Here is a 26,636-nt window from a genome sequence, read left to right as displayed (position 1 = left end):
TCAACCTATTAATGTGGTTTTAAATATAGAGGAAGTAAGATTTGAGTCACTGCGATAGGCAGTGACTTGTGGTGTTTCAGCGCTACATAAAGTTCAACACCATGGAAATAACCAACAACATCAAAAAGCTTGAAGTAATGTATGAAATGGCTATCGCATACATTGCACTCTGCTCGTGCAAACGATAACGACTTGATATGCCAACACCATCAGCTTTGCTTTCAATATTCTTGCCTATTGCTACTGAAGGTTTGTTAAATTTCAGCATTTTACTGGCAATCGTTAATGAAAATAGTTGAGATATGAGTACGACACCTAAACCAATTAAGGGGATTTTCATACCACTGGAATTCATTTCGTTAATCATTTGCGGGCCAAAATACAACCCTGTGATGGCGATGAATGCCAGCAAGGATAACTCTCTAACAAACGTGATAGTGTGACGAGGTAACTGAGAAAGTGGATTGATTTTATTGCTCAGCCAGCCTACGAAAGTACCAGCAATCAAGCTACTCAGCCCAATGCTTAAATAAAAATACAAACCACCAATGTTGAGATTCCATAAGCTCATTAAATAAGCTGCCACTAACCCTATTCCAAACAAGGCGAAACTCTCGGTATTACGGCCAACATTGTTACTAAAGTTATGTTTAACGAATTGAATATCACTAGCACTGCCCATGATTTGTAAAATATCATCTTGTTTCACAATTAAATCTGGCGTGATTTCTATAGATTGTTGATCTCTGACAAGTCGAATGATGCAAAGATTTTTGTAGGTATTTTGGTTAATTTCAGTCTTGATATCATTTAATGATTTGCCAACAAAGCCATGGGTATTGATGAGCATATTAAAATGCACTTCATTGTTATCGACTTGAGTGTCACTAGGTAATTCACTACCTATTACATCATCTTCAAAATAATATAGCGTGTCGTGTCTACCCGTTATGGTAACGATATCGCCCGCGACAAGTGGCTCATTGTGATTAACTGCCTCATCAATCTCATTCGAACTACTTTTTGCCTTATCAACTAGATTGACTCGTTCGAACATGATGTCAAAATACGGTGCGTTCAGTTGTTCAATGCTTTTACCAAGAACCGTACTGGTTGGATTAACTTCAAAAACACGTTTTACGACCGTTTCAAGAGGGTCGATTGGGTAGTATCTATCACAATGACTTTCACCCAATTCATTTTGAGTCGCTTTATCAAAAGGTGAATCACTTTGCTTCATTGCAGCAGATTGGAGCCATTTCATCATGATCACAGGCCCTACCATGCCAAAAATGACCGTCAGTACATATCCCATGTAAGCATTATTAAGCGCCACTAATTTCACTGTTTCAGAAAGTTCAGGCAACTTTTCAATCGAATCAGTGACCATATACATTACCTCTGGGTGGACAAAGCTTCCTGAGATCATGCCTATGCTGGTATACAAATCGAGATTAAAAAACCAGGTGGCCAAGCACATGGTGGATATAGTGATAAGGCTTATAATCAAACTGGTCATTAAGATTGTTTTTTTACGTAATTGCCACACCCTTAAAATGCTATAACCACCTTGATAACCGATAACATACAGAAATAAACCGAAGAAAATCCATCGAGACGAAGGTTCAATATAACCACCCAATTGGCCAATTAAAATACCAACTAACAAGGTGCCCGCCACACAACCTAAAGAGAAACCTTTGATTGATAACTTGCCTAGCAAACACCCTAAAACTAAGGTGACCAAAACGGAAAAATATGGTGATTCTCCCAATAAAAGCTGTATTTCTTCCATCGTTATGTCACTTTTTATCACTGGCACTGAATATCGGCCATAATTGAAATCAGGTTGTTACAACGCAAAAATCTCTGTTAAAGAGCGCAATTAAGGCCTATGGAGACTTCACGTATCTAATTAACGCTGATTCTATGGCTGATAAGATGACGGTCATAATCGCGCATGAAGGATAAAACCCTACATAATTTAAAAAGAGTCACACTTGAGGGAAGAACGTTGAGGCTTTTAAACTAAGGGGGAACGAAATAGCGTATAAAAACCAACAGATTCTGATTAGTCAGCATCAATGACTTTAAACAACTGATGCCCAGTTAGCACAAGCCTTTGGCTTTACTTTACTTCATTTAATGTCAATTCATTTCTCTGGCTCTGCTCTGGCAAATGATACAAATCGGCTGGTTTGCATTAGCGCATGATGTACCGGCAATAAGGTTAAATCATCATATTGGAACGCGAGGTGAGTGATCGACAATGTTCAGTCAGATGTGGCATCAAAGGTGTATTGGGTTGAGCGGATTTGATAATTAAATATCTTCTTTCATTGAGAAATGCTGCAACAGCAACCTGTTACAGCATCTTTTTTTGATATCATTTTTATTTAAAACAACATAAATGGCTTAAAGCCAATCAAAACTAGTCGCGGAAATTATTGAACTGAAAAGGTTGGCCTAATTCAGACTCTTTCGCTAAACGCATGACCGCTTGTAAATCATCACGTTTTTTACCCGTCACTCGTACCGAGTCACCTTGAATAGACGATTGTACTTTCAGCTTGCTGTCTTTAATTTGCTTAACCAGCTTTTTAGCCACTAAGGTATCAATGCCTTGCTTAAAGTTAACTTTTAAGCTGAAGGTTTTACCGCTATGAACTGACTTTTCATCAACATCCATAGCTGAAGGCTCAACGCTACGCTTACTCAATTGAATACGCAGAATGTCCACTAACTGACGACATTGGAAATCATCTTCCGCTTTTAAAGTCACGGTATGATCTTTATGTTCAATATCGGCTTCTTTGCCGCGAAAATCAAAACGACCAGCAAGTTCGCGGCGTGAGTTCTCAACAGCATTTCGTAATTCAACTTCATCTACTTCTGAAACGATGTCCATTGATGGCATTGTTATTCTCCCAATTAATCTTTGTGCTAATACTAACATTTTCAGCGAAAGCGCAAACCCTCCATAAAATAGAAAACAATAATTAACTGGAAATTAATGACTTTAGCCGCTGCATTTTTTATTATTGCTTCAATCAAAAGATATCGCATCAGGCTAAGTACTCGACAGCATGAAATTAAAACTATTTTTTACAGCATCATTTGCGTTTGCTGTACTTGTTGTCAGTTACCTTGTTTTCTCAAAGCCCAATTACCCCGTTACGTTTAACAACATGGATAAAGTCGGTCATGTATTAAGCTTTTTCGGCTTGGCATTTTTAGCTTATTTTGCCTTTAAACCTAAATGGTATTGGATGTGTTCGATACTGGCTTTTTACGCTATTTTAATTGAAGTCATCCAATCTCAAATTCCTTATCGCAGTGCTTCTATTGCCGATGTAGTTGCCGATTTGGCTGGTATCGCGTTGTTTTATATCTTTCTGTTTGTTTTTAGAAAGTATCAGGCAGCCAAGCTGTTCCCTAAACGTTCTTCAAAAGCATCATAAGAGAGCCTGTTATGCGCTCACACTCCCCGGCTCCTAACACTGTTACTTCAAACACTGTTACCCCTAACAATGTGACTCTAAATATTGCGCCCGCTAACATTGCAATTGTCGGCGCTGGCGCCATTGGCATGTTGATCTATCATCAGCTTAATGCATTTACTCAGCCATTATTACTGGGACGAAATTTCACCCTGGCTGATGCAGAAAACCAAACTAAGCCACTGACTTTTAATGCTTTATCCAGTGACGTTAAGCCTAGCAATGTTGTTAACGTGCATACCGAACCATGTTTAGTCAACAATCTTAAAACGGTGACACCTAAGCAGTTGGCCAGCATTGAACTGGTTATTGTGTGCGTTAAGTCCTATCAAGTCGAAGCGGCGTTAACAGCGTTAATTGACAAACTGCCCCACAATGCCACTTTACTCCTTTTGCACAACGGTATGGGGCCGCATTTACAGGTCATGGCGCTGTTAGCATCTCAGCAAAGAACTGATATCAATCTGTATCTCGGCACAACCTCTCAAGCGGCAATAAAAGTAACTGAGCGTCATGTCCGTCAAACAGGTACCGGCAAAACAGTATTCGGACATTTTCATGGCCATAAATTAACTCCGCAGTTAATTGAACTACTCGTTACAGCCATTCCTAACAGCCAAATCAGTGATAATATCTTGCTCGGTTTATGGCAAAAGCTCATTGTGAATTGCGCCATTAACCCCATCACTGCCATCGAGCAATGTCAAAATGGTCAATTAGCTCAACCACAGTATCAGCAGCAAATAAATGCCATCACCACTGAATGTGTCGCTGTCGCAAATGCTGAAGGCATCACTATATCTTTATCGGAATCACTTGAGACTATTGCTCAGGTCATTACCCTCACAGCTAATAACTTCTCATCCATGCATCAAGATGTGAAACATCGACGCATGACGGAAATAGCTCAGATTAATGGCTTTGTTGCAGCTCGTGCCGGTGTTCATCAAATCAAAACCCCAGCCAATAACGCGATGACGGACAAGATCAACCAATTAACTCAACCCGACTTATAATGTCTGTTAATAAATACGACGATAGCAAACGAATTAAAACATCTTCTGTGGTTCAGACAATTCCTTTTACTCGAAAAATGGTTGCTGCTTACATCTGTTGTGGGCTAGTAACCCTGATCAGTATCGCGTTTTTTGATCGAACTATTGCTGAGTACATGCACGTTAATCTTCAATCTAACCTGCTATTACAAAGCTTTTCTAAAACCCCTTTATTACTTGAAATCATTGCACTCATTATGGTGCTAGTAAGCTTTCACAAACACTACAGACACCTTTTTCATCTCAGGCGCATCATCATTTTAGTCGCCATCGTTGCCACCATAGTGCGCGTAAGCGCTAAAATGGTCTTTGGCCGTACTTGGCCAGAAACCTGGACTAACGATAATCTTTCGTGGATTACCCATGGCGTTGAAGAGTTTCACCCCTTTTCACTCTCTAATAGCTTTCATTCATTTCCATCAGGTCATGCATTGCTCACCTTTGCTTTTGCCAGTCTATTTTGGCACTTTGCGCCGCGATATCGGTTGCTTTGCTGTAGCTCAATGGTGGCTGTTTTGATGGGACAATTGGGTCAGAACTATCATTACTTAGGGGATTTACTTGCGGGTGCATTAATTGGCACCTTAGTCAGCCACTTAGTGATTAATGGCTATAGTCATTACAATCGAAAATACATGCCAGAACGAGACAGCTGAAATAAAAAAGGCTCAATACTGAGCCTTTAACGTTAACTTGTAAGCCTAAAAACTCACTTAAATATCGATACCAAAACCCACAATAAATTGATAATCATTTTTTTTCGGCGTCAAACCGTCTGAATCAGGTTGCGGACTGGCGGTATGATCCCATACGAACGATAAATCTAAATCAAAAATGTCGGTTAGCTCAATCTCTAATGTCGCCAAAGCATGGTGAGTATAGCCACCAGAGTCGTCATCACCGTATTGCACACGATAAGAAGTAATAAAATCCATATCACTGGTTAATTCAGTATCGTACACCGTTTCAACCACCACTGTTGCCGAGCTACTATCAGTGCTTTCACCATCTTCAACATTATTAAACTTGGTATATGTATATGCAGGACCGCCCGAAATACTCCACTCCGTTTTCGAGTTATCGATAATGTTATAACCCAAACCAGAACCGACAGTAACCTTGTATTCAATGTTTAAAAACTTGTCGGTATAAATCTCGGCAAACACAGGACGTAAATAGAACTGCTTTGATAAAAACCAATCAAAGTTGGTATTAATACGATTATTGTTAATCTTCTCTTCGCTGTCCGATTTTGAATAATTGCCAATATAATCAATATTGAAACGAGATTCAGTAGTACGGCGTTTGGTTTTAGCAATGGCGCTATAGTCTATTTGTTCCGTATTACCTGAGCGAAAATTTGCCCCTAAACTAATTTTGCTCGACCAATAATTTGACTCAGATTGTTCACCCGCAATGATCGTTAGAATTTGCTCTCGCTGAAATTCTTGCCCGTCTATATACATCTTGCCATCTCGGACTAATAGCTTACCGCTTTGGGTGCTTAAATCCATAAAGCCAATACTCACCACATCAGCACTTTGCAGCACCTTTACATCTTCCCAATCGATAAACAAGGTGTCTAACTCATCACTTTCAAACTCTAATTGATCATCATAAAGGTTCTTAATTTCACCTTTTAGCAGTTCAAGTGAAGATAATTGCAACCAATCAAATTCGCTATCTTGAGGCGTAGTGACTTGCTCAGGAGTAAAAGCTGCAGGTGGCATATCATTGCTAGCATTAGTTACTGCGGAGGTAGACGTGCCAGTAGGTATGCTATTAGCATCTATAGTGGCACTGAATAAATGATTACTGAATACTAAAGATAAACTGGCGCACGCCAACGCGATACGAGTTAGCCGAAAAGAATAACGCATAAAACACTCCCTGAATCGAACTTCTTGGTTTTATTTACGCCAGTATAGTATGAAAAAACAACAAATTAAAATCACCTTTTGGCATTATTTCATCATTAGTTTAAAACACTTAATGATTAAGTACGCACTAGGTCCACATCACTAAAATTGCGGCGACTGCGATTAGCACTAACCCTAATACTTCATTTACCTTAATCTTTTGTTTGAGCCAAAAAACGCTGATGAGCATAGTAAAAAACACTTCAATTTGGCCTAAGGTTTTTACATAAGGCACCGCTTGCAATGACATCGCGCTAAACCAACCAATGGATGCGATACAACTGCAAACACTGATCAAAATCGTCAGCCTTGGTCGCTGCCATAATGCCAATAACGTCAGTCGGTCTTTCATCGCTAGATAAGTCACTAGAATAATAGTTTGCAAGCCAATCACTGACAGCAGCACCCAAGCAGCGCGGTGAGTAAAAGGAATAGGAGCAGAAACTGCAGAGTCGACAATTAACAGCAAACTCGCCTCTCGTACCCATAGCGAAGTAAACGCAAACGCAATACCGCTACTAATACCCAGTACTATGGTATTAAGCGATAAGCGTTTAACCCCTTTTTGCGTACTCAGTAGCATGACAGCAACAGCACCAATAATAACCCCGAGCCAACCTAACAAGCTCAAGCTAGTACCAAAAAACAGTACACCTAATATGGCGGCCACTAAGGCTTCACTTTTAGCAAGCCCTGCCCCAACCGCAAAGTTTTTCAGTTGGAATAATTTAACCATCAACCCCGTAGCAAGGATTTGCATTAAAGATGCACCAATAACAAACAGGTAAAAAGGATAACTAAAGGTAGGAATAGCACTCGGTTGCAGCTGATAAAGACTAATGAGATACACGGCCGCAATAGGCCCAGCCCAAATAAACCGTGCAAGGGTAACACCGCTAACTTTCACTTGTTGGCTCAGTTCACTTTGAAATGCATTACGCCAAGACTGCATAAAAGCGGCAAGGATTGTCAGCGCTATCCACATAGATTTATCCCAATAATACAGAGGTTTGAGACAGATAAAGTATCACATTATCTGAATAGCATTGTTGGTAATTTGTTCTAGCTTAGAATTACGAGATAGGTGGTAGAAAACATTAGAATATGTTCGCTTGCAAACTCATTAATAGAAGGTAAATGGTTTACGTCCCGACATGTTGTTGGACAGAAATTGGATAGAGTAAAGCTCGTAAAGTGATGAGTCTCAGTAGTGAAATATGGCAAGCGGATATTCGGTAACGCCCTGTTAACAGGCAATAAAATAGTTGGCTAAAATTAGCGACGAAGGAGCAAAAGCCAACTGTTTTTTGTCCTTGTTTAACAGCTTGTTATACGTATTTTTAGATACAGTCCCGACTAACATAGCAAATAATATATAAAGCATAAAGTGGGTACATAAATAAAACCCCACCACCAATTACAGATGAATAAATCAATTTATTGGAACTCGAAAACTTATAAGTAAGCACAGCTATGAATGGGGAAACTGAAAGAGCCAAAGTTACAGCCAGTAGTTTCAATACACCACTATGGTTTGGCAAAGCCTCTATAATATGAGATTCAAGAAGCCAAACATTAAAGGCGCAAACAACAAGAACACTAAATGCCACAAGGTACTTCGTTTTATTGGAGCTTTTAAAGAACACCAAAATTACGAGAGTGAATATTAGACAGGCTACTGGAGGAATCAGATATTGTAGCGGCACTATTCGAATACTCCTTTATACGTATAACGCCCCATTAAGGGGATTTTGATAGTTGGCTATAATACCGAGCGAAGCGAGAGTAGCCAACTGTTAAAATTCCCGCTTAAATGGCTTGTTAGAAGCACTTATACACAGAAAATATCAGATAATTGCTTCTTAACTTTTTCTTTTGAGTCTCCTGTAACCAAAAATATCTTCTGATTATCTGAGATCTGATTATGCTCTAGTATCAGCTCTTTTGTTCTTTGCGTTACACCTGAGGAAGCCACTAGGACACCGCCTTTACCAGAAGCTAAAATTATGTTTAAAAAGTTACGTGCTGTACCAAGCCCGAGTAATCTGCGGTACTTTTTAACTTCAACAATTACATCGTTACCTTGATGATTAACGACAAAGTCATATTCATTTGAGTCTGATTTGTATGGCACATCTAACTCTGATAGAGCCTCACCAACCATTTTTTCATACTCAAAAGCTGAAGCAGACATTGATCCGCCATGATGATTTATGATTATATCGCCAGATATTATATCTGCTTCTGTTTCTTTATCGGCCTTCAATTTGCCAGCGAGGCTTGATGCACCTACAGCAGCGATAATTGCACCAAGAGCAGAAAATAACCAAGACATAATTGGAACCCAATCAAACTTCTTTTCAACAGGTTTGCTTGGGGGCTTATAACTAGATCTCAGTTTATTTATTGAGGCTAACAGTGATTCTCTTTTCTCAAGCGGAATAAACTTATTTCCCATGAATCGTTCTTGCACTTGGAGAAGTAGTTCTTCAGGTGTATACGGGTACGATATTCCCTGTTTAAGTTCTTTCCCGCGAATGAACATTTCGACATCTTCAATTGAAATTGATTTTTCGTAGAAAATTAGTTCTTGCACATCATCCATGAGGCTTTCATGAATGACATTAACTTTCCCTGTAGTAATATCTTTGACATAGTCAGGAACGTACATCAGTGAAAAGTAGAATGTACCTGCAACCCCCAAAGCACCAAACAAGTTCCATGCATTTTTGAATATCCATTTGAAAAATAAATTCAAAGATTTACTCCTAGCTTCGATGTGCTTCTAACATTTGTATAGTGCGCATGCGTGTTTATTTGGCAAACGCGCATGCACATTTAATAAACCTATTATTTAAGCCTTACTAAAGTAAAGCTATTGATTTATATACACTCTACCAGAGTGGTATTGGATAAACGAGCACAAATATTTTCAAAGTGAGCATTGAAATTGATGCCTTATCTGAAGTAATCAGCAGCAGTCACTTATCGATTGGCAAAAGTAGGTCAACAGGCTTGTTACTTATCTGTACTGCTTATCGGATGTAAGTCGCAAAGGGGCATAAACGAGTTACTAGCATCAACTTTGTACTTCATTAGTATTGGCTCTGTTAATGAGAGTCGTCACTTCAATCTAATCCATTGCCTGCCGCAGGCTATCGTGCAGATACAACTGCGATACGCTGCATTCTTTATTTAAATCAAAAGGTCCCTGAAAGCTCGGCCATGACGTCCATGTCATGGACGGTCACTGCCGCGCTTACACCGGAATTTTCACCTCTTCGATTTAGCTTTATGTGTTAAGACAAGTAAAAGCAAAAGAGATGTAAATCAGTTTGTTTCCGACTCAATTTGAATTGAGGACATTGAAGAAAATGGCGTGAGCCTGACAGGACGTCAGGCTAGCTTTCGTCGGGCCATGGATGGCCCATCGGAAGCGTTAGCATTTTCGAATAAGGCCGAAGCAGTCTACAAGCGAGGTTGAAAGCTGGATCAATCCCCGTTGAAAACATGCGCTTTTCAGCATTTTTCGTTGGGGCTGCGGGGTGTTCTAAGAGGGAGTCGCAGTTCACTCCCTTTTAGTCTGGTGTGGGCGAAGCGCCACGACCTTGATCTAGATTTTGATTCGATTCAAATCTAGAAATCATTAGCTGACTAAAGCTGCTAACAAGCTTTGGAGCAAAAACGAGTTAGCGACACAGGGATTATTATCTCTTCGATTCAGCTTTTGGGTGACGAAGTTTGAAGGCTGACAGGTTCGATTAGAATTGAGAACATCGAGAAAAGGCCGTGAGCTTGGCATGGATACCCTGCTATAAATCTTTCGCTTCCCAGAAATGTCGCTACAACACAGCCTTCTTGAAAGACCTCACATATATCAATATTTTATCGACAGGGTTATTATCCTATTACTCTCGTAGCAAACATTTTGGTTATTGCCTTCATGAACTTAAACCTTATAAAACACTTTCTTGCTGTTTATGACTTTAACAGCATTTCCAAAGCGGCAGATTTCATGAACATTAGCCAGCCATCAATGAGCGCTGCGATAAAAAACTTTGAAGAGCAATCAGGTAAAAAACTATTTCACCGCACCAGTCGTTCAATTCAACCCACCGATGAAGCACACTACCTTGCTGAGCAATGTAAGGATATTTTGCATCGACTTGATATTGCATTTAATGAAGAACGTAAACTGAATGTTTGCTGCACCGAGGTGGTTTTACAATCATTACCCAGTATTGAAGATGCTTATTTTATTGAAACGCCCGCTGTTGAATACAGTACGTTAGACCAATTAAGAACAGGGCAAATTGATATCGTTATCGATGATATTTCGGTATCAGACCATTCATTTACGGTTGAAAATATTGGCATACAAAAACTTGCTTTTGCTTGCAGGAAAGAGCACCCAATCATTGGTGATGAACTCACTCTTGAGCAATTTAAAAATGCTGAGCATATTGTACTAAGACTAAATAACCGCAATGTTAGTGCACTAGAAACTCGTACCGATGAACAGTTTGATAGAAAAGTCGTTAGAGAAGTATCGGGGCAATCAAACCTGTTACTCAATGTACGCAATTCAGACGCTATTTGTATTGTCAGCGAGTCAATGTTTGAACTGGCAAATGAGCTGGGGCTAAAAGTGTTAAACGCTCCTTTTACGCTTCGCGACTATGAAATGAAGATGGTTTACCACAAACGAAATATAAATAACCAACGCCATATTACTGTGCGTGAACAAATCAAAACACATTTAATCAGTTCCGCCATTGCATAACGTATAACTATCCAATGTTTGTAATTATGGATAATTACTACCTAACAAGCCCTCTTTCATAGCTTTAAACTATAGTAGTTATAGGTTTTGCCCAATAGTTAGCTCTGAGAATCAATCTTAAAATACCTGCCATACAACGAAATTATTATTCCTTAAATGCTTATGATTTTTCTCAACTAGAAAGCACAACACAGGTTATAACCTTTGTAATAAGCATTTTCTACTCGGTAGCAGGTATCTATATGAAAAAAACGATTTTAGCGTTAACTGTTTTGGCGTCATTCAACGTGTTAGCACACTCACCAAGTGCTTCAGAGCGCTTAATTCATGGCGACCATGATCATTCATTCGATGCCAGCGAATACTCGGTTGTGTTGTCACAAAACTATAATCCGACAAAGAATGGCATCAAATTTATCGATGCAAATAAATCGGCTGAACAACAAAGCTACTTCCCGCTTGCACCAAATGCCACAACAAAACTTGCTGGTTCATTCCCTGAAGTTGTCTGGCGTGGAGAGCCACTATTCACCCCTGAGTTTAACCAGGAGAATATGAAGCAAGCGCTTGCTGAGGGGAAAATTCATCCAGAATTGGCTTCGATGGAAGAAGCGATGACAAACCCGGTTATCTTCAAATTATCTGACCGTATGTATAACGCGTTTGGTTTTGAAGGTGCTTCAATTACCTTCATTCAAGGTGACGAAGGCCTCATCATCTCTGATGCAGGTTCAACCAAAGAAACGGCAGAAGCGATGCTTGCTGCCTATCGTGAAGCAACAGGTGATAAGCGCGAAGTTCACACTATTTTTTACACCCATCACCACCCTGACCAATGGGCGGGAACGGAAGGCTTAGCAACAAGAGAAGACTTTGAAGCAGGTAAAATTAACGTTATTGCCCATGCCGACTTCCAACGAAAAATGAACGAAGAGTCTGGTATTTACTTGAACCAGCAATCAATTCGAACGGCTTATGCATTCGGTGCATTCATTCCGAACAACAATAATTATGACTCAGGTGTTAACCAAGGTGTTGGATACCCTGCCGATATTGTTATGCAGTCGAAAAACAAAAGCTTTTTTGCGCCGAATATCTTAGTTGACGATTTGCTGATTCTAGAAATTGACGGCTTAACTCTTGAGTTTTTCCATACCCCAGGGGAAGCGCCTGATGGTGTTGCTATGTATGTCCATGAAACGGGCGATATGGTCGGCGGCGACACGATTCAAGGTGAAACGATTCCTAACCTATATACCATTCGCGGAACGGAATATCGTGATGGCCTAGAATGGGCTGACTCTATTGACCGTATGCGCAGATACCAACCAGTAACGCTATCACTGCATCATGGCCGCTCAGCTGTAAACGCTGACCGAGTGGAAGATGTGATGAAAGCTTATGCTGATTCTTTACGCTACATGCAAGACCAGACGGTTCGTTACATCAACAAAGGTTACACAATGCATGAGCTATCTGACACCATTAAGCTGCCAGAAGAGCTAAAAGACCATGATTACCTGCGCCCACTTCGTGGTTCAGAATATCAAAATGTAGCCAATATTTATGCGGGTAATGTGGGTTGGTTTAACGGTGATGCGTCAGAATTCGCTAAACCTGATCATAAGAATATGGCTCAACTTTACGTTGATATGATGGGCGGTGCAGAAGCTATCAAACAAGCTGCGGCCAAAATGATTGCTGAGCAACAATACGGTGAAGCCATGCAAATTCTGACGCATGTTATTCGCGTAGATCAAGATGACATGACCGCCCGTGAACAAAAAGCGGTAGCACTTGAACGTTGGGGTTGGCAACAATCTACACCAGGCTGGCGTCATTGGGCACTTACAGGTGCAGCAGAGTTACGTGGTCAGCTTGATGGTTTATTAGGTACGATGAATTTCTTTGGTGATGCCAGTAAATTTGTTGACGCGCCAACGGATGATGTCATGTCACTTATTCCTACACGCTTAATCGCAGAACAACTGAACGATAATGAATCTATCAAGATCAATATGACGGTAGATGGTGCTAAGTATTTAGTGAATATCTCTAACCGTACGATGGCCATCGACAATGGGTTCCAATCTGAGCGAGCTAACCTGTCGGTTGAAATGTCGAAAAAAGACCTAGTACACCTATTCTTGGTCAAAGACATTAACGTAAAAGAGTCTTCTGCCAAAGCTGTAAAGGGTGACATTGCCGACCTTCAACGCTTAGTCGATGTGATTGATACGTTCTCTCCTTTCTACCTACATTTACGCTAACCAAAAAATGTTGGACGCCTGCATAAGGCGTTCAACATGATTTGTTGCTCTACTATCAATTAGATTGGCATTATCCATTTCATAACCTGTATTCATCATGAATTAACGGCCAAATAAATACAGCCGCAATGACAATGACAATCAAAACAACTGATATCCAAACCACAAAAAAGCCCTGAACTTGGTCATAAAGTTCAGGGCTTTTTATAGAATCGATTATCTACTTACTGGTATCAATTGGCTCAAATGATTTAACCAAATCGTCTACCGCTTTCATCTGCGTTAAGTAGTTTTCTAACTGATTAAGTGGCAATGCACATGGGCCGTCACATTTCGCGTTATCAGGATCTGGATGCGCTTCAATGAACAAACCCGCAAGACCTAATGCCATACCGCTACGTGCAAGCTCAGTTGCTTGAGCGCGGCGACCACCGGCACTGTCTGTACGTCCACCAGGACGTTGCAGCGCATGAGTCGCATCAAAAATGACTGGGTAACCAGACTGCTTCATTTCATCCATACCTAGCATATCAACAACTAAGTTGTTGTAACCAAAGCTTGAACCACGTTCACAAAGAATAATGTTGTCGTTACCCGCTTCATTAAACTTTTTAATGATATGGCGCATTTCATGTGGCGCTAAAAACTGCGGTTTTTTCACGTTAATGATTGAACCCGTTGCCGCCATAGCAACCACTAAATCGGTTTGGCGGGCCAAAAATGCTGGCAGCTGGATGATATCAACCACATCTGCCACTGGTTGGCACTGATGAATTTCATGTACGTCGGTAATGATAGGCACATTAAAGGTTGATTTGATTTCTTCAAAAATCTTCAAGCCTTCTTCCATACCTGGACCACGGTATGAGTTAACTGATGAACGGTTAGCTTTATCAAAAGAGGCTTTAAATACATACGGAATGCCTAGCTTTTGTGTCACTTCAACATAATGCTCTGCAATCGACATGGCCAAATCACGAGACTCAAGCACGTTCATGCCGCCAAATAAAACAAACGGTTTGTCATTTGCAATTTCAAGTTCGTTCAAACCAATGATTTTTTGTTCCATAGTCAGTTCTCTTTTATCAATACTCGTCGCGTTAAGTGTTTAACGCGACATAAAATGGGGCTAAACAGCAATAATCTGCAGTAACTGTCCACATAACCACGCCATATAAGTTCCTACAGCATAACCCAATACCGCTAATAACACGCCAACAGGTGCTAATGCAGGGTGGAATGCTGCAGCAACCACTGGTGCTGATGCTGCGCCGCCAACGTTAGCTTGGCTGCCAACCGCCATATAAAACAGCGGCGCTTTTATCAGTTTAGCGACAATCAGCATAAAGCTTGCGTGGACAACCATCCAAATCATACCAATGGCAAAATACCAAAGGTTTTGCTCGTCAGCGAGCTTTGAGACATCCATGTGCAAACCAATGGTCGCCACAAGGATGTATAAAAATGCCGAAGCGACTTTTGATGCGCCGGCCGCTTCTAACTGTTTAACAGGGCTAAATGATAACGCAAGACCAATTGAAGTCACTAGTACCACTAACCAGAAGAACTTAGAGGTTAAGCTGTAATCTCGTGTCCACGGGTAGTTAGTTTCAAAAAATGGCCCTAAAAAGTCAGCTGCAAAATGCGCTAACCCTGTGACACCAAAGCCAATAGCGACAATTAACATTAAATCACGCAGTGACGGAATACGTGCATGTTCAGCGTGATACTTTTCAACTTTTTCCTTGAGCGCTTCAAGTGCAGTCGTATCCGCCCCTGTTTTAGCATCAATCTGTTTTGCCCGTGATGCCATAAGTAACAACACTGCCATCCAGATATTAGCCACAATCACATCAACCGTGACCATCACAGAGAAGATATTGCCGCCTGCTTCATAAATCTCTTTCATTGATGCTTGGTTAGCGCCGCCGCCAATCCAACTGCCAGCAAGAGTTGTCATGCCGCGCCATACCGCATCAGGGCCATTACCCCCCAATACATCTGGGTTAATCGCTGAAATAATCAGTAAGGCAATGGGGCCGCCAATCACAATGCCCACGGTGCCAGTTAAAAACATCACAATCGCTTTGGGGCCAAGACTTAAAATCGCTTTTAAATCGACACTTAAAATCAATAGCACTAAACAAGCGGGTAATAAGTAGCGTGAGGCAACGTAATACAGTTTTGAAGTATCGCCGTCGACAATACCAAAAGTATTTAATAACGATGGTAAGAAGTAACACAACAATAAGGCTGGAATGAACTTATAAAACTTTTGCCAAAATGGATGTGAAGAAGAACTGGTGTAGAAAACGAAGCCTAGAATAACGGCTAATAAGCCCAATGCCGTAGCATCATTAGTGACCATCGGAGTGGCAGTCATGAACAATCTCCCTTGCAAATGCATTTCATAGTGAATTATTTTTATTGTTGTGCTTTTTAGCACTTATTTTTGTTTATTATTTTTTAGCTTATCAACTCATAACGGTTAATTTTAACAGCTATTTTTTATGGTTTAACGTTAGTAATTTAACGTTACTAACTCAGTTCTACTGCTTAGGTTTTATTGATGAATCGTTATTGATTTTCTGGGTAGATATTATAAAAAATTCAGGCTCAATAAATGAGCCTGAATTCACACTTTACCAAACAAAATCTAATGGTAAGTTTGCGGTTGGTCGCTGAGTTCTTTTAATTGCATTTTAACGATTTCAGTCACGGGATCGTGTGGACTGCTATCAATAAAGTGCTGTAAATCAGAAATCGCCACTTTAATACACCCCAATTGCTGAGCAATAAAAGCACGTTCGCGATTTAAATTAACGTCATCAGGATGCCATTGTAGGAGTAAGTTACAGCACTCCATTGCCTGCTCAAATTGATGAGTGACAATACAGCCTGCTTTTAGCTCATGCAGCATGCGGGTGATTAATCGCTTAAGCGACGCCGTTTTAAGGTACTTTGGCTTTAGCATTGCCGAATTACCAAGTTCACCGCGCACTAACAGATGCAATTGGTGACGACTTAGCTCAAGACCCGTTAACGGATCGATATACACGATATTGTCATTAATTCTTGAACGGACCACTGTTTGACCGGGAAGAAGCACTGCATCTAAGGTGATATCAAGCTGCTTAGCCAATAAGATCATGACCGTTGCCAGTGTTGTACTATTGCCTTGACGGCTCATAATACAACTGCCTAAATCGGCAGCTTCAACACTGAAGTAATCTTCACGCGCACAAAAACCTAAGTCGGTATAAAACCAACGCAGTAAACCTTCAAAACGTTGTTGCGGATCTTCAACATGTAAGCTCATTACTGAACCGGCAATTTCATACCAAGCCCATAATGCTTTTTTCTCTTGAGAAAAACCTAAATGCTGCGTAATTTCGAATGCAGTGTCGGGGATCTTCACTGCATCATTCAGTTGATGTTTAGCCATGAAACTCTATTAACCCATTAATACAACTTGTTTAAAATGAGCCAGCCTGGCAGCTAATACGAGCCATCCAATAGCGCCTAAAAAGGCAAAGATTTTAAAGAATTTATTGCGGTCACCTTTTAATGCCATTACACCTAGACCGATGTAAGCAAGTACTGCAAGAAACTTCTCTGTCATCCACGCATCCACAAAAGGATACTGCTTGATCATGAAGCACAATGTCAGTCCTGACAATAATAAGAAGGTATCAATTACATGCGGTGCAACTTTGATGAACTTCTTGTCCATCACTGGAGATTGGCGCATATGCAGGACAAAGCGAGTAATAAAGAATACCACACTTAATAAAATGAAGGTTAAGTGGGTGTGCTTAACAGCAGGGTATAGACTGTAAAAGGTTTCCATTATTGTTTTTCTCTTTGAGCTACAGATAAAATGGACGCTAGTTTACTTCATCAAGCAACCGGATAGCAACGTTAGGCAAAACCGCCTTTTTACAGCCTAGTCAGCCATCGACTTTATTGAAGATGACCTTAGGTTCAAAAGCTTAATTAACCTTGCCATTGCCCTAATGTGCAGCGGTCATTACTACCAAAATCTCGCACTGTCGCCACATTGTCATAGCCAAGATCAATTAACTTTTTTCTGACCACTAACGCTTGCTCAAAACCATGCTCTAGCAATAAATAGCCGCCTTCAGATAGATAGGCTGTTGCATGCTCGGCAATATGGAATAAATCGGCATAGCCTTGTTCAGCTGCAGTTAACGCACTTGATGGCTCAAAACGTACGTCACCTAAATCAAGGTGAACATCGGTTTCGTCAATATAAGGCGGATTAGAAACAATCAAATTAAAATCTTGATGGGCAACTGCGCTAAACCAATCTGATTGCAAGATGTTTACCTGGGGCAAATTGAGGTTTTCACGATTGGCTTTAGCCAGTTCAACCGCATCGTCGACCTTATCGATTGCAGTCATATGCCATTGTGGTCGTTCTGACGCCAGCGAAAGTGCAATTGCCCCTGTTCCTGTGCCTAAATCCAATACTTTAGCATCTTTCTCCAAAGGCAAATTTAGAGCAGTTTCCACTAAAATTTCCGTATCAGGGCGTGGAATAAGCGTAGTAGCATTAACAATAAATGGCAGCGACCAAAACTCACGTTCACCTATAATATGAGCAACAGGTGTTCCCTGGTTACGCTTTTCAATCATGGCTTTATAAGCATGAAACTGATCGGCTGTAAGCACTTTTTCAGGCCAAGTATAAAGGTAACTACGGGGTTTATTAAGACAATGCAGAAGCAAGGCTTCTGCATCGATGTTAGCCGACTCGGATGAGTCGACTAATTGGCTATACGCCCACTGCAAAGATTCCGCAATGGTAGAAAAAGAAGATTGTGGCAACGTCGTTCCTTAGTCATTTTAATAGCTATTGAAGCTAGCTATTGAAACTAGCTATTAAAACTTGCTATTAAAATAAGTCTTTGAAATTAATCGTCAGCTAATGCTGCAAGCAAATCGGCTTGTTCTTCTTGCATCAATGGCTCAATGATAACGTTTAAGTCGCCTTCCATGATTTCATTTAAGCGATATAAGGTTAAGTTGATACGATGCTCACTCATACGACCCTGTGGGAAGTTATAAGTACGAATACGCTCAGAGCGATCGCCACTGGCAACCAAGTTACGACGAGTTGATTCTTCTTCACTACGACGCTTTTCATCTTCAACCGCTTGCAAACGTGCCGAAAGCACACTCATTGCTTGTGCACGGTTTTTATGTTGCGAACGTTGATCCTGACATTCCACCACAATACCTGATGGTACGTGAGTAATACGGATTGCTGAATCGGTTTTGTTGACGTGCTGACCACCCGCACCTGATGCGCGGAAAGTATCGACTTTTAAGTCAGCTGGGTTAATCGAAATTTGTTCCGCTTCTGGTACTTCTGGCAATACAACCACAGTAACAGCAGAAGTATGTACACGGCCTTGTGATTCTGTTTCTGGTACACGTTGAACACGATGTCCGCCAGATTCAAACTTAAGCTTACCGTAAACACCTTCACCAGAAACTTGAACGATCAATTCTTTAAAGCCACCATGTTCGCCTTCGTTAGCGTTCATGATTTCAAGCTGCCACTTGTTTGATTCACAGTAACGTGAATACATACGGAATAAGTCACCAGCAAAAATTGCCGCTTCATCACCACCCGCACCTGCGCGGATTTCAATAAAGGCGTTACGATCGTCATTAGGATCTTTAGGTAGGAGCAAAATTTGCAATTCGTCTTCAAGACGGGCAATTTCAGACTTTGCTTCTTTGATTTCTTCTTGCGCCATTTCGCGCATTTCAGCGTCATCTTCAGCTAACATTTCGTTTGCAGACTCAAGGTTACCTTGAGCCTCTTGAAATGAAGTGAAGCTTTTAACGATGTCTTCTAATTGAGAAAATTCTTTTGATAAGGCACGAAAGCGGTCTTGATCCGCAATTACACTCGCATCACTTAGTAATGCTAACACTTCTTCATTACGTTCAAGCAAGCCTTCCAGCTTGCGAATAACCGACTCTTTCATTTAACTCTGTTACCTTAATTTTTATCTAAACCAAGCGTGACGCGTAATTGGCCTAAGGTATTCAAGTCCCCTTGACGACTAGCAGATGTTAACGCTTGTGTCGGTGCATGGATTAAGCGATTTGTGAGGCGATTAGCTAACTCTAAAATCACTTGCTCATTGTCACCACCTTGAGTCAATTTGTTCAAGGCGCGTTCTACTAATTCGTCTTTAATTGCCAAACTTTGGCTACGGTATTCTCGAATACTATCTACAGACTCTAACGATCTCACCCACTCCATAAATACATGGGCTTGTTCATCGGCAATTATCTCTGCCTGCTCGGCGGCTTCTTTACGTGAAGCCATGTTCTGTTCAATGATGCTGTGCAAATCGTCCACAGTATAAAGGAAAGCATCGTCTAATTCGCCAACTTCTGCTTCAATATCTCGTGGAACGGCAATATCAACTAATAACATAGGTTGATGACGACGTTGTTTCAGCGCCTTTTCAACCATACCTTTACCTAATATCGGTAATGGACTGGCGGTAGAGGATATCACGATATCGGCTTTAGGTAGATAGTCTGGTATTTCTTGTAAGGTAATTGCTGTGGCATTGAACTCTTCACACATGGCTTGTGCACGCTCAACCGTTCGGTTAGCAACCACAATACCGGCGACGTCATTGTCTTTTAAATGCTTGGCAACCAGTTCAATGGTTTCACCCGCACCAATTAGCAACACATTGGTGGTACTTAGTGAGGAGAAAATATGTTTCGCCATGCTCACAGCTGCAAATGCGACTGAAACAGCAGCGGCGCCGATTTCAGTTTCGGTGCGCACTTTTTTGGCGACAGAGAAAGTATTTTGAAATAGGCGATCAATCGTTACTGCCGTTGTACCCGCTTCTTTGGCTTTAACGAAAGCTTGCTTAACTTGCCCTAAAATTTGCGGTTCACCTAGCACTAATGAATCAAGACCCGAAGATACGCGCATCAAATGCTTAACGCACTCTTGATTTTCATAGCTATAGATACATGGCAACAACTCTTCGTGAGTTAAGTCATGATAATCCTCAAGCCACTCAATAATGTCTGCTTTGGAGCCATTATTACAATAGAGTTCGGTGCGATTACAGGTCGACACGATAACGGCTTCGCCAGAACTAGTGCGGCTCGCCAGACTCTTCATGGCGTCATGAATTTTATCTGGTGAAAAAGCGACTTTCTCGCGAAGGTCGACTGTGGCGGTTTTATGATTTATTCCGATTGCTACTAGGCTCATTTGACTCGTTTTAAGTTCTTCGCGGGATCATTAATTAGGCTATTCTACTTAATTGATAAAACTAAAAACACAATTGGCTTAACAAAACCGAATAATTGTCTATATTTTTTCTAATTATTCTATCTTGTTAACAAAAATATAGGAAAGTTGACCAATTCTATTAAACATTATGATGCCTATAAACGCCTAACAAGCAAAGCTTTCTTATTATATTTACTTCTATAGGTTAATAAAAACCCAAAAATCAAAATGGATTTTTACAATCGTGCTTTAGGTCAGTAGAATAAAGCATCACTATATATAGGTAGCGAATTCTTTTGCGATATTTAACATTTTCCCTGCAACGCATGATGTTAGTTTGTTGTCTTTTTCTTACCGCTTGTTCGGTTAAGCCTCCCCATAAACTCACCAATATTGATGTCAACCAGGCCAGTGAAACTAAAGCTTGGGAGTTACAAGGTAAGCTTGCTTTTCGTTCTGACGCCGACAAATTTAGTACTAATCTATTCTGGTTTCATGACCATAGCTTTAATCAGCCTCATGATGAATTAACACTCACTACTGTGATTGGCACAACGGTACTGTCGCTAAGCTCAAAACAAGGCCTCGCCAGTATCGATGTACAAGGCAAAACCTATACAGACAGAGATCCACAGCAGCTAATCTCACGTGTTAGCGGCATGCAGATCCCATTGAATAAATTGCCACTTTGGATTACAGGTCAAGTCACCAGTGACGACCAAATTGAAGCATATCACCCTGATGGCAGCATTAAAGCCTTTACCAGTAAAGACATCAGTGGAGATTGGCAAGTCAAGTTTATGAGTTATCAGCAGCAAAGCGGCGCCAATGTGCCAAGATTGTTACAAATTAATCGAGCTGATGTACAGATCAAGATTCAAATTAATCAATGGCAAGCTTTAGCGCCAATGCTTGAAAACCGTTAATTTACCGTCACTACGATAAATTAGTTAAGTTAAATCAGTTCAGTTAAATCCGTTAAGCTAATAAAGTTAACCTAATAAGCCCTTTAATAAAGAAGCGTTATATGACCACCGCAACATTGAATACTCATGAAACTTCAGCCTCTATTTCAGCAAACTGGCCAGCACCAGCAAAGTTAAACTTGTTTTTGCACATTACAGCCCAGCGCAGTGATGGATATCATGAGCTACAGACGTTATTTCAGTTTATTGACCAATGTGATTACCTGGACTTTTTGCCCACAGAAAATAAAACATTAACCTTACATTCAGAATTATCTAAAGTTGTCGCAGAAAAAGATAACTTAATTCTAAAGGCCGCAAAATCATTACAAGAATATTGCAATTATCAAGGCGGCGCAGAAATTTGGTTACGTAAAAATTTACCTATGGGGGGGGGATTAGGTGGCGGTTCTTCTGACGCAGCAACCACATTAATCGCCTTAAATCGGCTGTGGAAATTGAATTTACCGCAACAAACCTTGGCTGAAATCGGCCTCAAACTTGGTGCGGATGTCCCTGTTTTTATTAATGGTTTTTCTGCTTTTGCCGAAGGTGTCGGTGAACGACTCATCAACGTTGAACCACAAGAGCTATACTATTTAGTGATCGTGCCAGATGTACATGTATCGACTCAGGCAATTTTCCAAGATCCATTGCTTCCTCGTAACACGCCTAAATTAGCAATAGATACATTAATGCATAAGAATTGGACAAATGATTGTCAGAAGTTGGTCGCAGAAAAGCACCCTCAAGTTGCCAATGCATTAAGCTGGCTGGTAGAATATGCGCCGTCAAGAATGACCGGATCTGGCGCATGCGTCTTCGGTGAGTTCGAACAGCAGCAAACCGCATTAGATGCACTGGCAAAACTGCCAACAAATATGCATGGTTTTGTTGCTAAAGGCTTGAATCAGTCACCTTTATTGACTCGATTAAGCCAAAGCTAAAATATTTCTAAAGGTGTAATACGGTAAAACCAACTGTTCAGTTCACAGTATTTTATCTACATTTTTAGCCACTAACATTAAAGCCAACACCTGAGGTTCATAAAGTGCCCGATATCAAGCTCTTTGCTGGTAACGCTACCCCTAAACTAGCCAAAAAAATAGCCGACCGTTTATTTTGCAAACTTGGCGATGCAGTAGTAGGCCGTTTCAGCGACGGTGAAATCAGTGTTCAAATCAATGAAAACGTACGTGGTGCTGATGTATTCATCATCCAGTCTACTTGTGCGCCGACTAACGACAACCTGATGGAACTTATCGTCATGGTTGACGCTTTACGTCGTGCATCTGCAGGCCGTATCACTGCCGTTATTCCTTACTTCGGTTATGCTCGTCAAGACCGTCGTGTACGTAGTGCTCGTGTACCAATTACTGCGAAAGTTGTTGCTGACTTCCTTTCAAGTGTTGGTGTTGACCGCGTACTAACTTGTGATTTACACGCTGAGCAAATTCAAGGTTTCTTTGATGTGCCAGTTGATAACGTGTTCGGTAGCCCAGTACTGCTAGAAGACATGTTAGGTAAAGAACTTGATAACCCAGTTGTGGTTTCTCCAGACATTGGTGGTGTAGTACGTGCTCGCGCTGTAGCTAAACTACTTGATGATTCTGACTTAGCAATTATCGATAAGCGTCGCCCACAAGCGAACGTTGCTCAGGTAATGCATATCATTGGTGACGTACAAGGTCGCGACTGTATCATCGTAGATGACATGATCGATACTGGCGGCACACTTTGTAAAGCTGCTGAAGCATTAAAAGAACATGGCGCAAACCGTGTTTTTGCTTACGCAACTCACCCAGTGTTCTCAGGCAATGCAGCGGCTAACATCGCAGAATCAGTGATTGATGAAGTCATCGTTACTGACACTGTGCCATTAAGCCCTGAAATGTTAAAAGTAGAGAAAGTGACTCAACTGACAATGTCAGCAGTACTTGCCGAAGCGATTCGTCGTGTAAGCAACGAAGAGTCTATCTCAGCGATGTTCCGTCACTAATCAATTATTTGAATTAGTCGCTGGCTTAAGGTATCTGGCTTAGATCTTTGAGTTAGGTCTTCGACTTAGCGCCGACATCGAAAAAACGCACTCAATCGAGTGCGTTTTTTATTGGCTGTTATTTGGCATAAATCAATCTAGATTAATAACCCATAACTCAGTACCCTATTGGCTATAAAAATAATTCAACAATAAGTCATTACCCATGTTTAAGCCTTTCTCATTAATCTCACTGTGTTTTGTTGGCCTAATCTTATCCACTCAAGCCACTGCGCAGTGGCATCAAAAGAGCTTTGAAGTCATGGGGACCCAAGCTCATGTTGAATTTTGGCTTTCAGAAGCAAATAAGAATACAGGTTTAACTCAACAACAAACTGCAGATAACCTCATCATCGCCGTCGAACAAGAAATGCATCGCATCGACCGATTAATGAGTCCTTATAAAGCAGACAGCGAATTAAGCAAAATCAACCAACTGGCAGGAAAAGAAGCCGTTGTGATTAATCAAGAACTGTTTGATTTGCTGCTTGATTCACACAAGATTGCTGAGCTGACAAACGGCACATTTGATATCACTTACGCCTCAATTGGTTATCAATACGATTACCGCCAAGGACAAAAGCCAGCGAAACCCGAGATAAACCAAGCCCTCGAAGCTATAGATTACCGCGCAGTAACCTTAGACAAATCACAATCTAGTGTTCGTTTTAAAAACCAAGATGTACGGATTGATTTAGGCGGAATAGCTAAAGGACATGCCGTTAAGCAATGCTTAGCCATTTTACAAGCTGCAGGTATTAAGCATGCCTTAGTCAGCGCAGGTGGTGATACAGGACTGCTCGGTGACAGACGCGGCCGCCCATGGTTTGTCGGTATTAAGCACCCTAGAGCCGCTGAAAAAACAGCGGTGCAATTACCACTGGCTAACGAGTCAATTTCAACATCAGGTGATTACGAGCGCTACTTCATCGAAAATGGCGTGCGCTACCATCACATCATTAATCCTAAAACCGGCGACTCGGCCAGAAAAGTGGTCAGCGTATCCATCATTGGTAAAAACTCAACTTACGTTGATGCCCTATCAACAGCCGTATTTGTAAAAGGCTTACAACAAGGCATGACGCTGATTAACCAATTGCCAGAATACGAAGCGATTATTATTGATAATCAACAGACGTTACATGTATCAGAGGGACTACAACAGGATTAGATAAGTGGTGGATTAATGGCAGGTGCTGGGGGAGCGTTATAAGGCTCCACTTATTTTCTCTCACCCAACATATTTTCAGCACCTACTTAATTTATTTTCTTCTTCAAAAAATATCAGTCAGGTTATTTTCGACTTAATAGATCTTTTGTTACAACGAGAACCGTCGACTGCACCAATACACCATTATTTTCATGAGAGACAACCACATAATCATCAAGCTCATTTAGCAAAACGACTTTCAAAGGTTTTTCAGAATAAGGGAATTTTAGATATACATATTTACGTAATTTCTTATCAGAATAATCTTTATGATTACCAAATAAATCAAAAGAAGCTGAATTAATTAATTTCTCAAGAGCAAATTGTGAGTAGTTAATCAGATTGGACGCATTATCCGATGACCAGCTGTTATCACCTGATATAGGGAGTGATTTGCCATTAAAAAAATAATAATTTTTAGTAGATTGAATATCCGATATTGGATCAATAATTCTAACTGTAAGTCTAAATTCAATTTGAGCTAAATTATCAGAATCTAAGATAAGCTTAGCTGATGGTAACAGAATTAAATTTGGTGACTCTGTATCATTTACAATCTTAAGTTCTCTATCAAAAACCTGTTTTTGGATAATATCCGTTAATACTTCATCAAACTTTACACTCAATGTTTCATTTTCATTGTCAAATGAAACTGAATTATTTAATTGATCGACTAAGATTCCCAATATACCAAAATGGTTTGATAAATTACTTCTACCAGAAAGAAATACTTGGCTATCAGCTACTAAATAATCACCAGCGGGTATTTCCGTGGTTGTAGATATAGTAGCCGAAGAAGATTGGATTTTTACAGAGCCAGAATATTCAGGGACAATAATAGGCTCATAATGTGTCGCACAGCCAGAAATCCAAAGAAAACAAATAAAGGCAAAAAACCTTTTTATAAACGTATAAATAATATTCATAATAACCTAATATTTGTATTGTGCGCATGCACATTTAATAAACCAAATACTTAAACGTTACTAAAGCAAAGCTATTGATTAGTAAGCACTCTATCAGAGTCCTGTTGGATAAACGAGTATCTATATTTGGAACTGATCAATTGTGATGAAGGTCTATATCATTACTTCATTTACAAAGTTCTTTTGGATTAAGATCAACGTCGTGGCGCTTCGCCCACACCAGAGCAAAAGGGAGTGGACGGCAACTCCCTCTTGCATCACCCTCGCCGCTCCGGCGAAATTTAAAAAGCAAAATTTCCAACGGAGAATCATCCAGCTTTAGCCTATATTTTGAGCCTGCCTCACTAAGCTGCAAAAATCGCTAACGCTTCCGATGGGGCGTCCCTTCCCCTCGAAAGCTAGCCAGACATCCATGTCTGGACTCACGCGATTTTCTTGCTTACCTCAATTCAAATTGAACATTCATAATCTAAAAAGACACTCTAAGAGTTTGGGCTGAACAAATGAATCAGCCGACACAAGGACTCCATTGAAATTGCTGAAATGCGTTGAAGAAAATAGTGTAAGCCTGACAGGAAGTCAGGCTAGCTTTAGTTGGCCATGGATGGCCTATCTAAAGCGTTAGCTATTTTTGAATAAGCATGAGGCTTGCTCGCTTTTA

General features: G+C 40.6%; 22 protein-coding genes. 9 read left to right on the top strand and 13 right to left on the bottom strand.

What is annotated here, in order from left to right; all coding sequences use genetic code 11:
- Positions 1 to 82: 82 nt before the first annotated feature.
- Both L2737_RS00625 and L2737_RS00620 read right to left on the bottom strand, forming a co-directional pair.
- On the bottom strand, positions 83 to 1,795 hold the full coding sequence (locus L2737_RS00625) for an aspartate-alanine antiporter-like transporter (protein WP_248954426.1): 1,713 nt from the start codon (positions 1,793 to 1,795) through the stop codon (positions 83 to 85).
- A gap of 636 nt (positions 1,796 to 2,431) precedes the next feature.
- Positions 2,432 to 2,917 (bottom strand): YajQ family cyclic di-GMP-binding protein, encoded by a 486-nt coding sequence (locus L2737_RS00620; RefSeq protein WP_102529897.1) that lies wholly within the window; start codon positions 2,915 to 2,917, stop codon positions 2,432 to 2,434.
- 169 nt (positions 2,918 to 3,086) lie between these two features.
- On the opposite strand from L2737_RS00620, the gene L2737_RS00615 reads away from it, so the two are divergent.
- From L2737_RS00615 to L2737_RS00605, 3 genes are read left to right on the top strand one after another with little or no spacing between them, the layout of a single operon-like run.
- Complete coding sequence (locus tag L2737_RS00615) at positions 3,087 to 3,461, top strand: VanZ family protein (protein WP_102529898.1); 375 nt, start codon at positions 3,087 to 3,089, stop codon at positions 3,459 to 3,461.
- Positions 3,462 to 3,472: 11 nt separating this feature from the next.
- A complete protein-coding gene (locus L2737_RS00610) occupies positions 3,473 to 4,516 on the top strand; it encodes a ketopantoate reductase family protein (protein ID WP_248954425.1) in 1,044 nt (347 codons plus the stop codon).
- Complete coding sequence (locus L2737_RS00605; protein WP_248954424.1) at positions 4,516 to 5,211, top strand: phosphatase PAP2 family protein; 696 nt, start codon at positions 4,516 to 4,518, stop codon at positions 5,209 to 5,211. The genes L2737_RS00610 and L2737_RS00605 overlap by 1 nt, the downstream gene beginning before the upstream one ends.
- Before the next feature lie 57 nt (positions 5,212 to 5,268).
- Here the strand turns inward: L2737_RS00605 and L2737_RS00600 are convergent, their stop codons facing one another.
- The 3 genes from L2737_RS00600 to L2737_RS00590 all read right to left on the bottom strand — a co-directional run bounded on the left by L2737_RS00600 (position 5,269) and on the right by L2737_RS00590 (position 9,232).
- Positions 5,269 to 6,435: a DUF481 domain-containing protein gene (locus tag L2737_RS00600; RefSeq protein ID WP_248954423.1), complete on the bottom strand. Its 1,167-nt coding sequence runs from the start codon at positions 6,433 to 6,435 to the stop codon at positions 5,269 to 5,271.
- A 127-nt stretch (positions 6,436 to 6,562) separates the two neighbouring features.
- The gene (locus L2737_RS00595; RefSeq protein WP_248954422.1) at positions 6,563 to 7,459 is read right to left on the bottom strand and encodes a DMT family transporter; all 897 of its coding nucleotides are present in this window, start codon (positions 7,457 to 7,459) and stop codon (positions 6,563 to 6,565) included.
- Between the two features lie 846 nt (positions 7,460 to 8,305).
- Entirely contained in the window at positions 8,306 to 9,232 is a 927-nt protein-coding gene (locus tag L2737_RS00590) for a hypothetical protein (RefSeq protein ID WP_248954421.1), read from the bottom strand.
- A 1,185-nt stretch (positions 9,233 to 10,417) separates the two neighbouring features.
- Between L2737_RS00590 and L2737_RS00585 the strand changes: the two genes are divergently transcribed.
- Positions 10,418 to 11,257: a LysR family transcriptional regulator gene (locus L2737_RS00585; RefSeq protein ID WP_229368117.1), complete on the top strand. Its 840-nt coding sequence runs from the start codon at positions 10,418 to 10,420 to the stop codon at positions 11,255 to 11,257.
- A gap of 242 nt (positions 11,258 to 11,499) precedes the next feature.
- Complete coding sequence (locus L2737_RS00580) at positions 11,500 to 13,527, top strand: alkyl sulfatase dimerization domain-containing protein (protein WP_248954420.1); 2,028 nt, start codon at positions 11,500 to 11,502, stop codon at positions 13,525 to 13,527.
- A 220-nt stretch (positions 13,528 to 13,747) separates the two neighbouring features.
- Here the strand turns inward: L2737_RS00580 and kdsA are convergent, their stop codons facing one another.
- From kdsA to hemA, 7 genes are all read right to left on the bottom strand, one after another.
- On the bottom strand, positions 13,748 to 14,596 hold the full coding sequence (gene kdsA / locus L2737_RS00575) for a 3-deoxy-8-phosphooctulonate synthase (RefSeq protein WP_102528051.1): 849 nt from the start codon (positions 14,594 to 14,596) through the stop codon (positions 13,748 to 13,750).
- 60 nt (positions 14,597 to 14,656) lie between these two features.
- Complete coding sequence (locus L2737_RS00570) at positions 14,657 to 15,910, bottom strand: DUF819 family protein (RefSeq protein WP_102528052.1); 1,254 nt, start codon at positions 15,908 to 15,910, stop codon at positions 14,657 to 14,659.
- A 273-nt stretch (positions 15,911 to 16,183) separates the two neighbouring features.
- Positions 16,184 to 16,972, bottom strand: coding sequence for a SirB1 family protein (locus tag L2737_RS00565; RefSeq protein WP_248954419.1), 789 nt, complete (start codon positions 16,970 to 16,972; stop codon positions 16,184 to 16,186).
- Between the two features lie 9 nt (positions 16,973 to 16,981).
- Entirely contained in the window at positions 16,982 to 17,377 is a 396-nt protein-coding gene (locus L2737_RS00560) for a SirB2 family protein (RefSeq protein ID WP_102528054.1), read from the bottom strand.
- Between the two features lie 146 nt (positions 17,378 to 17,523).
- Complete coding sequence (gene prmC, locus L2737_RS00555) at positions 17,524 to 18,378, bottom strand: peptide chain release factor N(5)-glutamine methyltransferase (RefSeq protein ID WP_248954418.1); 855 nt, start codon at positions 18,376 to 18,378, stop codon at positions 17,524 to 17,526.
- 86 nt (positions 18,379 to 18,464) lie between these two features.
- On the bottom strand, positions 18,465 to 19,550 hold the full coding sequence (prfA, locus tag L2737_RS00550) for a peptide chain release factor 1 (RefSeq protein WP_102528056.1): 1,086 nt from the start codon (positions 19,548 to 19,550) through the stop codon (positions 18,465 to 18,467).
- A gap of 14 nt (positions 19,551 to 19,564) precedes the next feature.
- On the bottom strand, positions 19,565 to 20,815 hold the full coding sequence (gene hemA, locus L2737_RS00545) for a glutamyl-tRNA reductase (RefSeq protein WP_229368126.1): 1,251 nt from the start codon (positions 20,813 to 20,815) through the stop codon (positions 19,565 to 19,567).
- Positions 20,816 to 21,132: 317 nt separating this feature from the next.
- Here hemA and lolB point away from each other — a divergent pair, with 317 nt between their 5' ends.
- From lolB to L2737_RS00525, 4 genes are all read left to right on the top strand, one after another.
- Positions 21,133 to 21,762: a lipoprotein insertase outer membrane protein LolB gene (gene lolB, locus L2737_RS00540; RefSeq protein ID WP_241906410.1), complete on the top strand. Its 630-nt coding sequence runs from the start codon at positions 21,133 to 21,135 to the stop codon at positions 21,760 to 21,762.
- A gap of 101 nt (positions 21,763 to 21,863) precedes the next feature.
- Positions 21,864 to 22,748 carry a 4-(cytidine 5'-diphospho)-2-C-methyl-D-erythritol kinase gene (ispE, locus tag L2737_RS00535; protein WP_248954417.1) on the top strand — a complete coding sequence of 295 codons (885 nt, stop codon included), beginning with the start codon at positions 21,864 to 21,866 and terminating at the stop codon, positions 22,746 to 22,748.
- Between the two features lie 104 nt (positions 22,749 to 22,852).
- On the top strand, positions 22,853 to 23,800 hold the full coding sequence (locus L2737_RS00530) for a ribose-phosphate pyrophosphokinase (protein WP_102528060.1): 948 nt from the start codon (positions 22,853 to 22,855) through the stop codon (positions 23,798 to 23,800).
- Positions 23,801 to 24,005: 205 nt separating this feature from the next.
- Positions 24,006 to 25,010 (top strand): FAD:protein FMN transferase, encoded by a 1,005-nt coding sequence (locus tag L2737_RS00525; RefSeq protein WP_248954416.1) that lies wholly within the window; start codon positions 24,006 to 24,008, stop codon positions 25,008 to 25,010.
- Between the two features lie 122 nt (positions 25,011 to 25,132).
- On the opposite strand, the gene L2737_RS00520 is transcribed toward L2737_RS00525, so the two are convergent.
- A complete protein-coding gene (locus L2737_RS00520; RefSeq protein WP_248954415.1) occupies positions 25,133 to 25,975 on the bottom strand; it encodes a hypothetical protein in 843 nt (280 codons plus the stop codon).
- Positions 25,976 to 26,636 lie beyond the last annotated feature (661 nt).

The sequence above is a fragment of the Shewanella electrodiphila genome (assembly GCF_023283985.1).
Lineage (GTDB): Bacteria > Pseudomonadota > Gammaproteobacteria > Enterobacterales > Shewanellaceae > Shewanella > Shewanella electrodiphila.
Note: the sequence above shows the minus strand (reverse complement) of the source record. Positions and strands in the feature narration are given on the sequence as shown.

Bases quoted from the DNA above. Each gene is read 5' to 3' on its own strand.
- L2737_RS00560 (WP_102528054.1), bottom strand. From the start codon at position 17,377: ATGGAAACCTTTTACAGTCTATACCCTGCTGTTAAGCACACCCACTTA.
- L2737_RS00585 (WP_229368117.1), top strand. From the start codon at position 10,418: ATGAACTTAAACCTTATAAAACACTTTCTTGCTGTTTATGACTTTAAC.
- L2737_RS00600 (WP_248954423.1), bottom strand. From the start codon at position 6,435: ATGCGTTATTCTTTTCGGCTAACTCGTATCGCGTTGGCGTGCGCCAGT.
- hemA (WP_229368126.1), bottom strand. From the start codon at position 20,815: ATGAGCCTAGTAGCAATCGGAATAAATCATAAAACCGCCACAGTCGAC.
- kdsA (WP_102528051.1), bottom strand. From the start codon at position 14,596: ATGGAACAAAAAATCATTGGTTTGAACGAACTTGAAATTGCAAATGAC.
- L2737_RS00605 (WP_248954424.1), top strand. From the start codon at position 4,516: ATGTCTGTTAATAAATACGACGATAGCAAACGAATTAAAACATCTTCT.
- ispE (WP_248954417.1), top strand. From the start codon at position 21,864: ATGACCACCGCAACATTGAATACTCATGAAACTTCAGCCTCTATTTCA.
- L2737_RS00580 (WP_248954420.1), top strand. From the start codon at position 11,500: ATGAAAAAAACGATTTTAGCGTTAACTGTTTTGGCGTCATTCAACGTG.
- L2737_RS00525 (WP_248954416.1), top strand. From the start codon at position 24,006: ATGTTTAAGCCTTTCTCATTAATCTCACTGTGTTTTGTTGGCCTAATC.
- L2737_RS00570 (WP_102528052.1), bottom strand. From the start codon at position 15,910: ATGACTGCCACTCCGATGGTCACTAATGATGCTACGGCATTGGGCTTA.
- L2737_RS00615 (WP_102529898.1), top strand. From the start codon at position 3,087: ATGAAATTAAAACTATTTTTTACAGCATCATTTGCGTTTGCTGTACTT.
- L2737_RS00595 (WP_248954422.1), bottom strand. From the start codon at position 7,459: ATGTGGATAGCGCTGACAATCCTTGCCGCTTTTATGCAGTCTTGGCGT.
- L2737_RS00610 (WP_248954425.1), top strand. From the start codon at position 3,473: ATGCGCTCACACTCCCCGGCTCCTAACACTGTTACTTCAAACACTGTT.
- L2737_RS00625 (WP_248954426.1), bottom strand. From the start codon at position 1,795: ATGGAAGAAATACAGCTTTTATTGGGAGAATCACCATATTTTTCCGTT.
- prfA (WP_102528056.1), bottom strand. From the start codon at position 19,550: ATGAAAGAGTCGGTTATTCGCAAGCTGGAAGGCTTGCTTGAACGTAAT.
- L2737_RS00620 (WP_102529897.1), bottom strand. From the start codon at position 2,917: ATGCCATCAATGGACATCGTTTCAGAAGTAGATGAAGTTGAATTACGA.
- L2737_RS00565 (WP_248954419.1), bottom strand. From the start codon at position 16,972: ATGGCTAAACATCAACTGAATGATGCAGTGAAGATCCCCGACACTGCA.
- L2737_RS00520 (WP_248954415.1), bottom strand. From the start codon at position 25,975: ATGAATATTATTTATACGTTTATAAAAAGGTTTTTTGCCTTTATTTGT.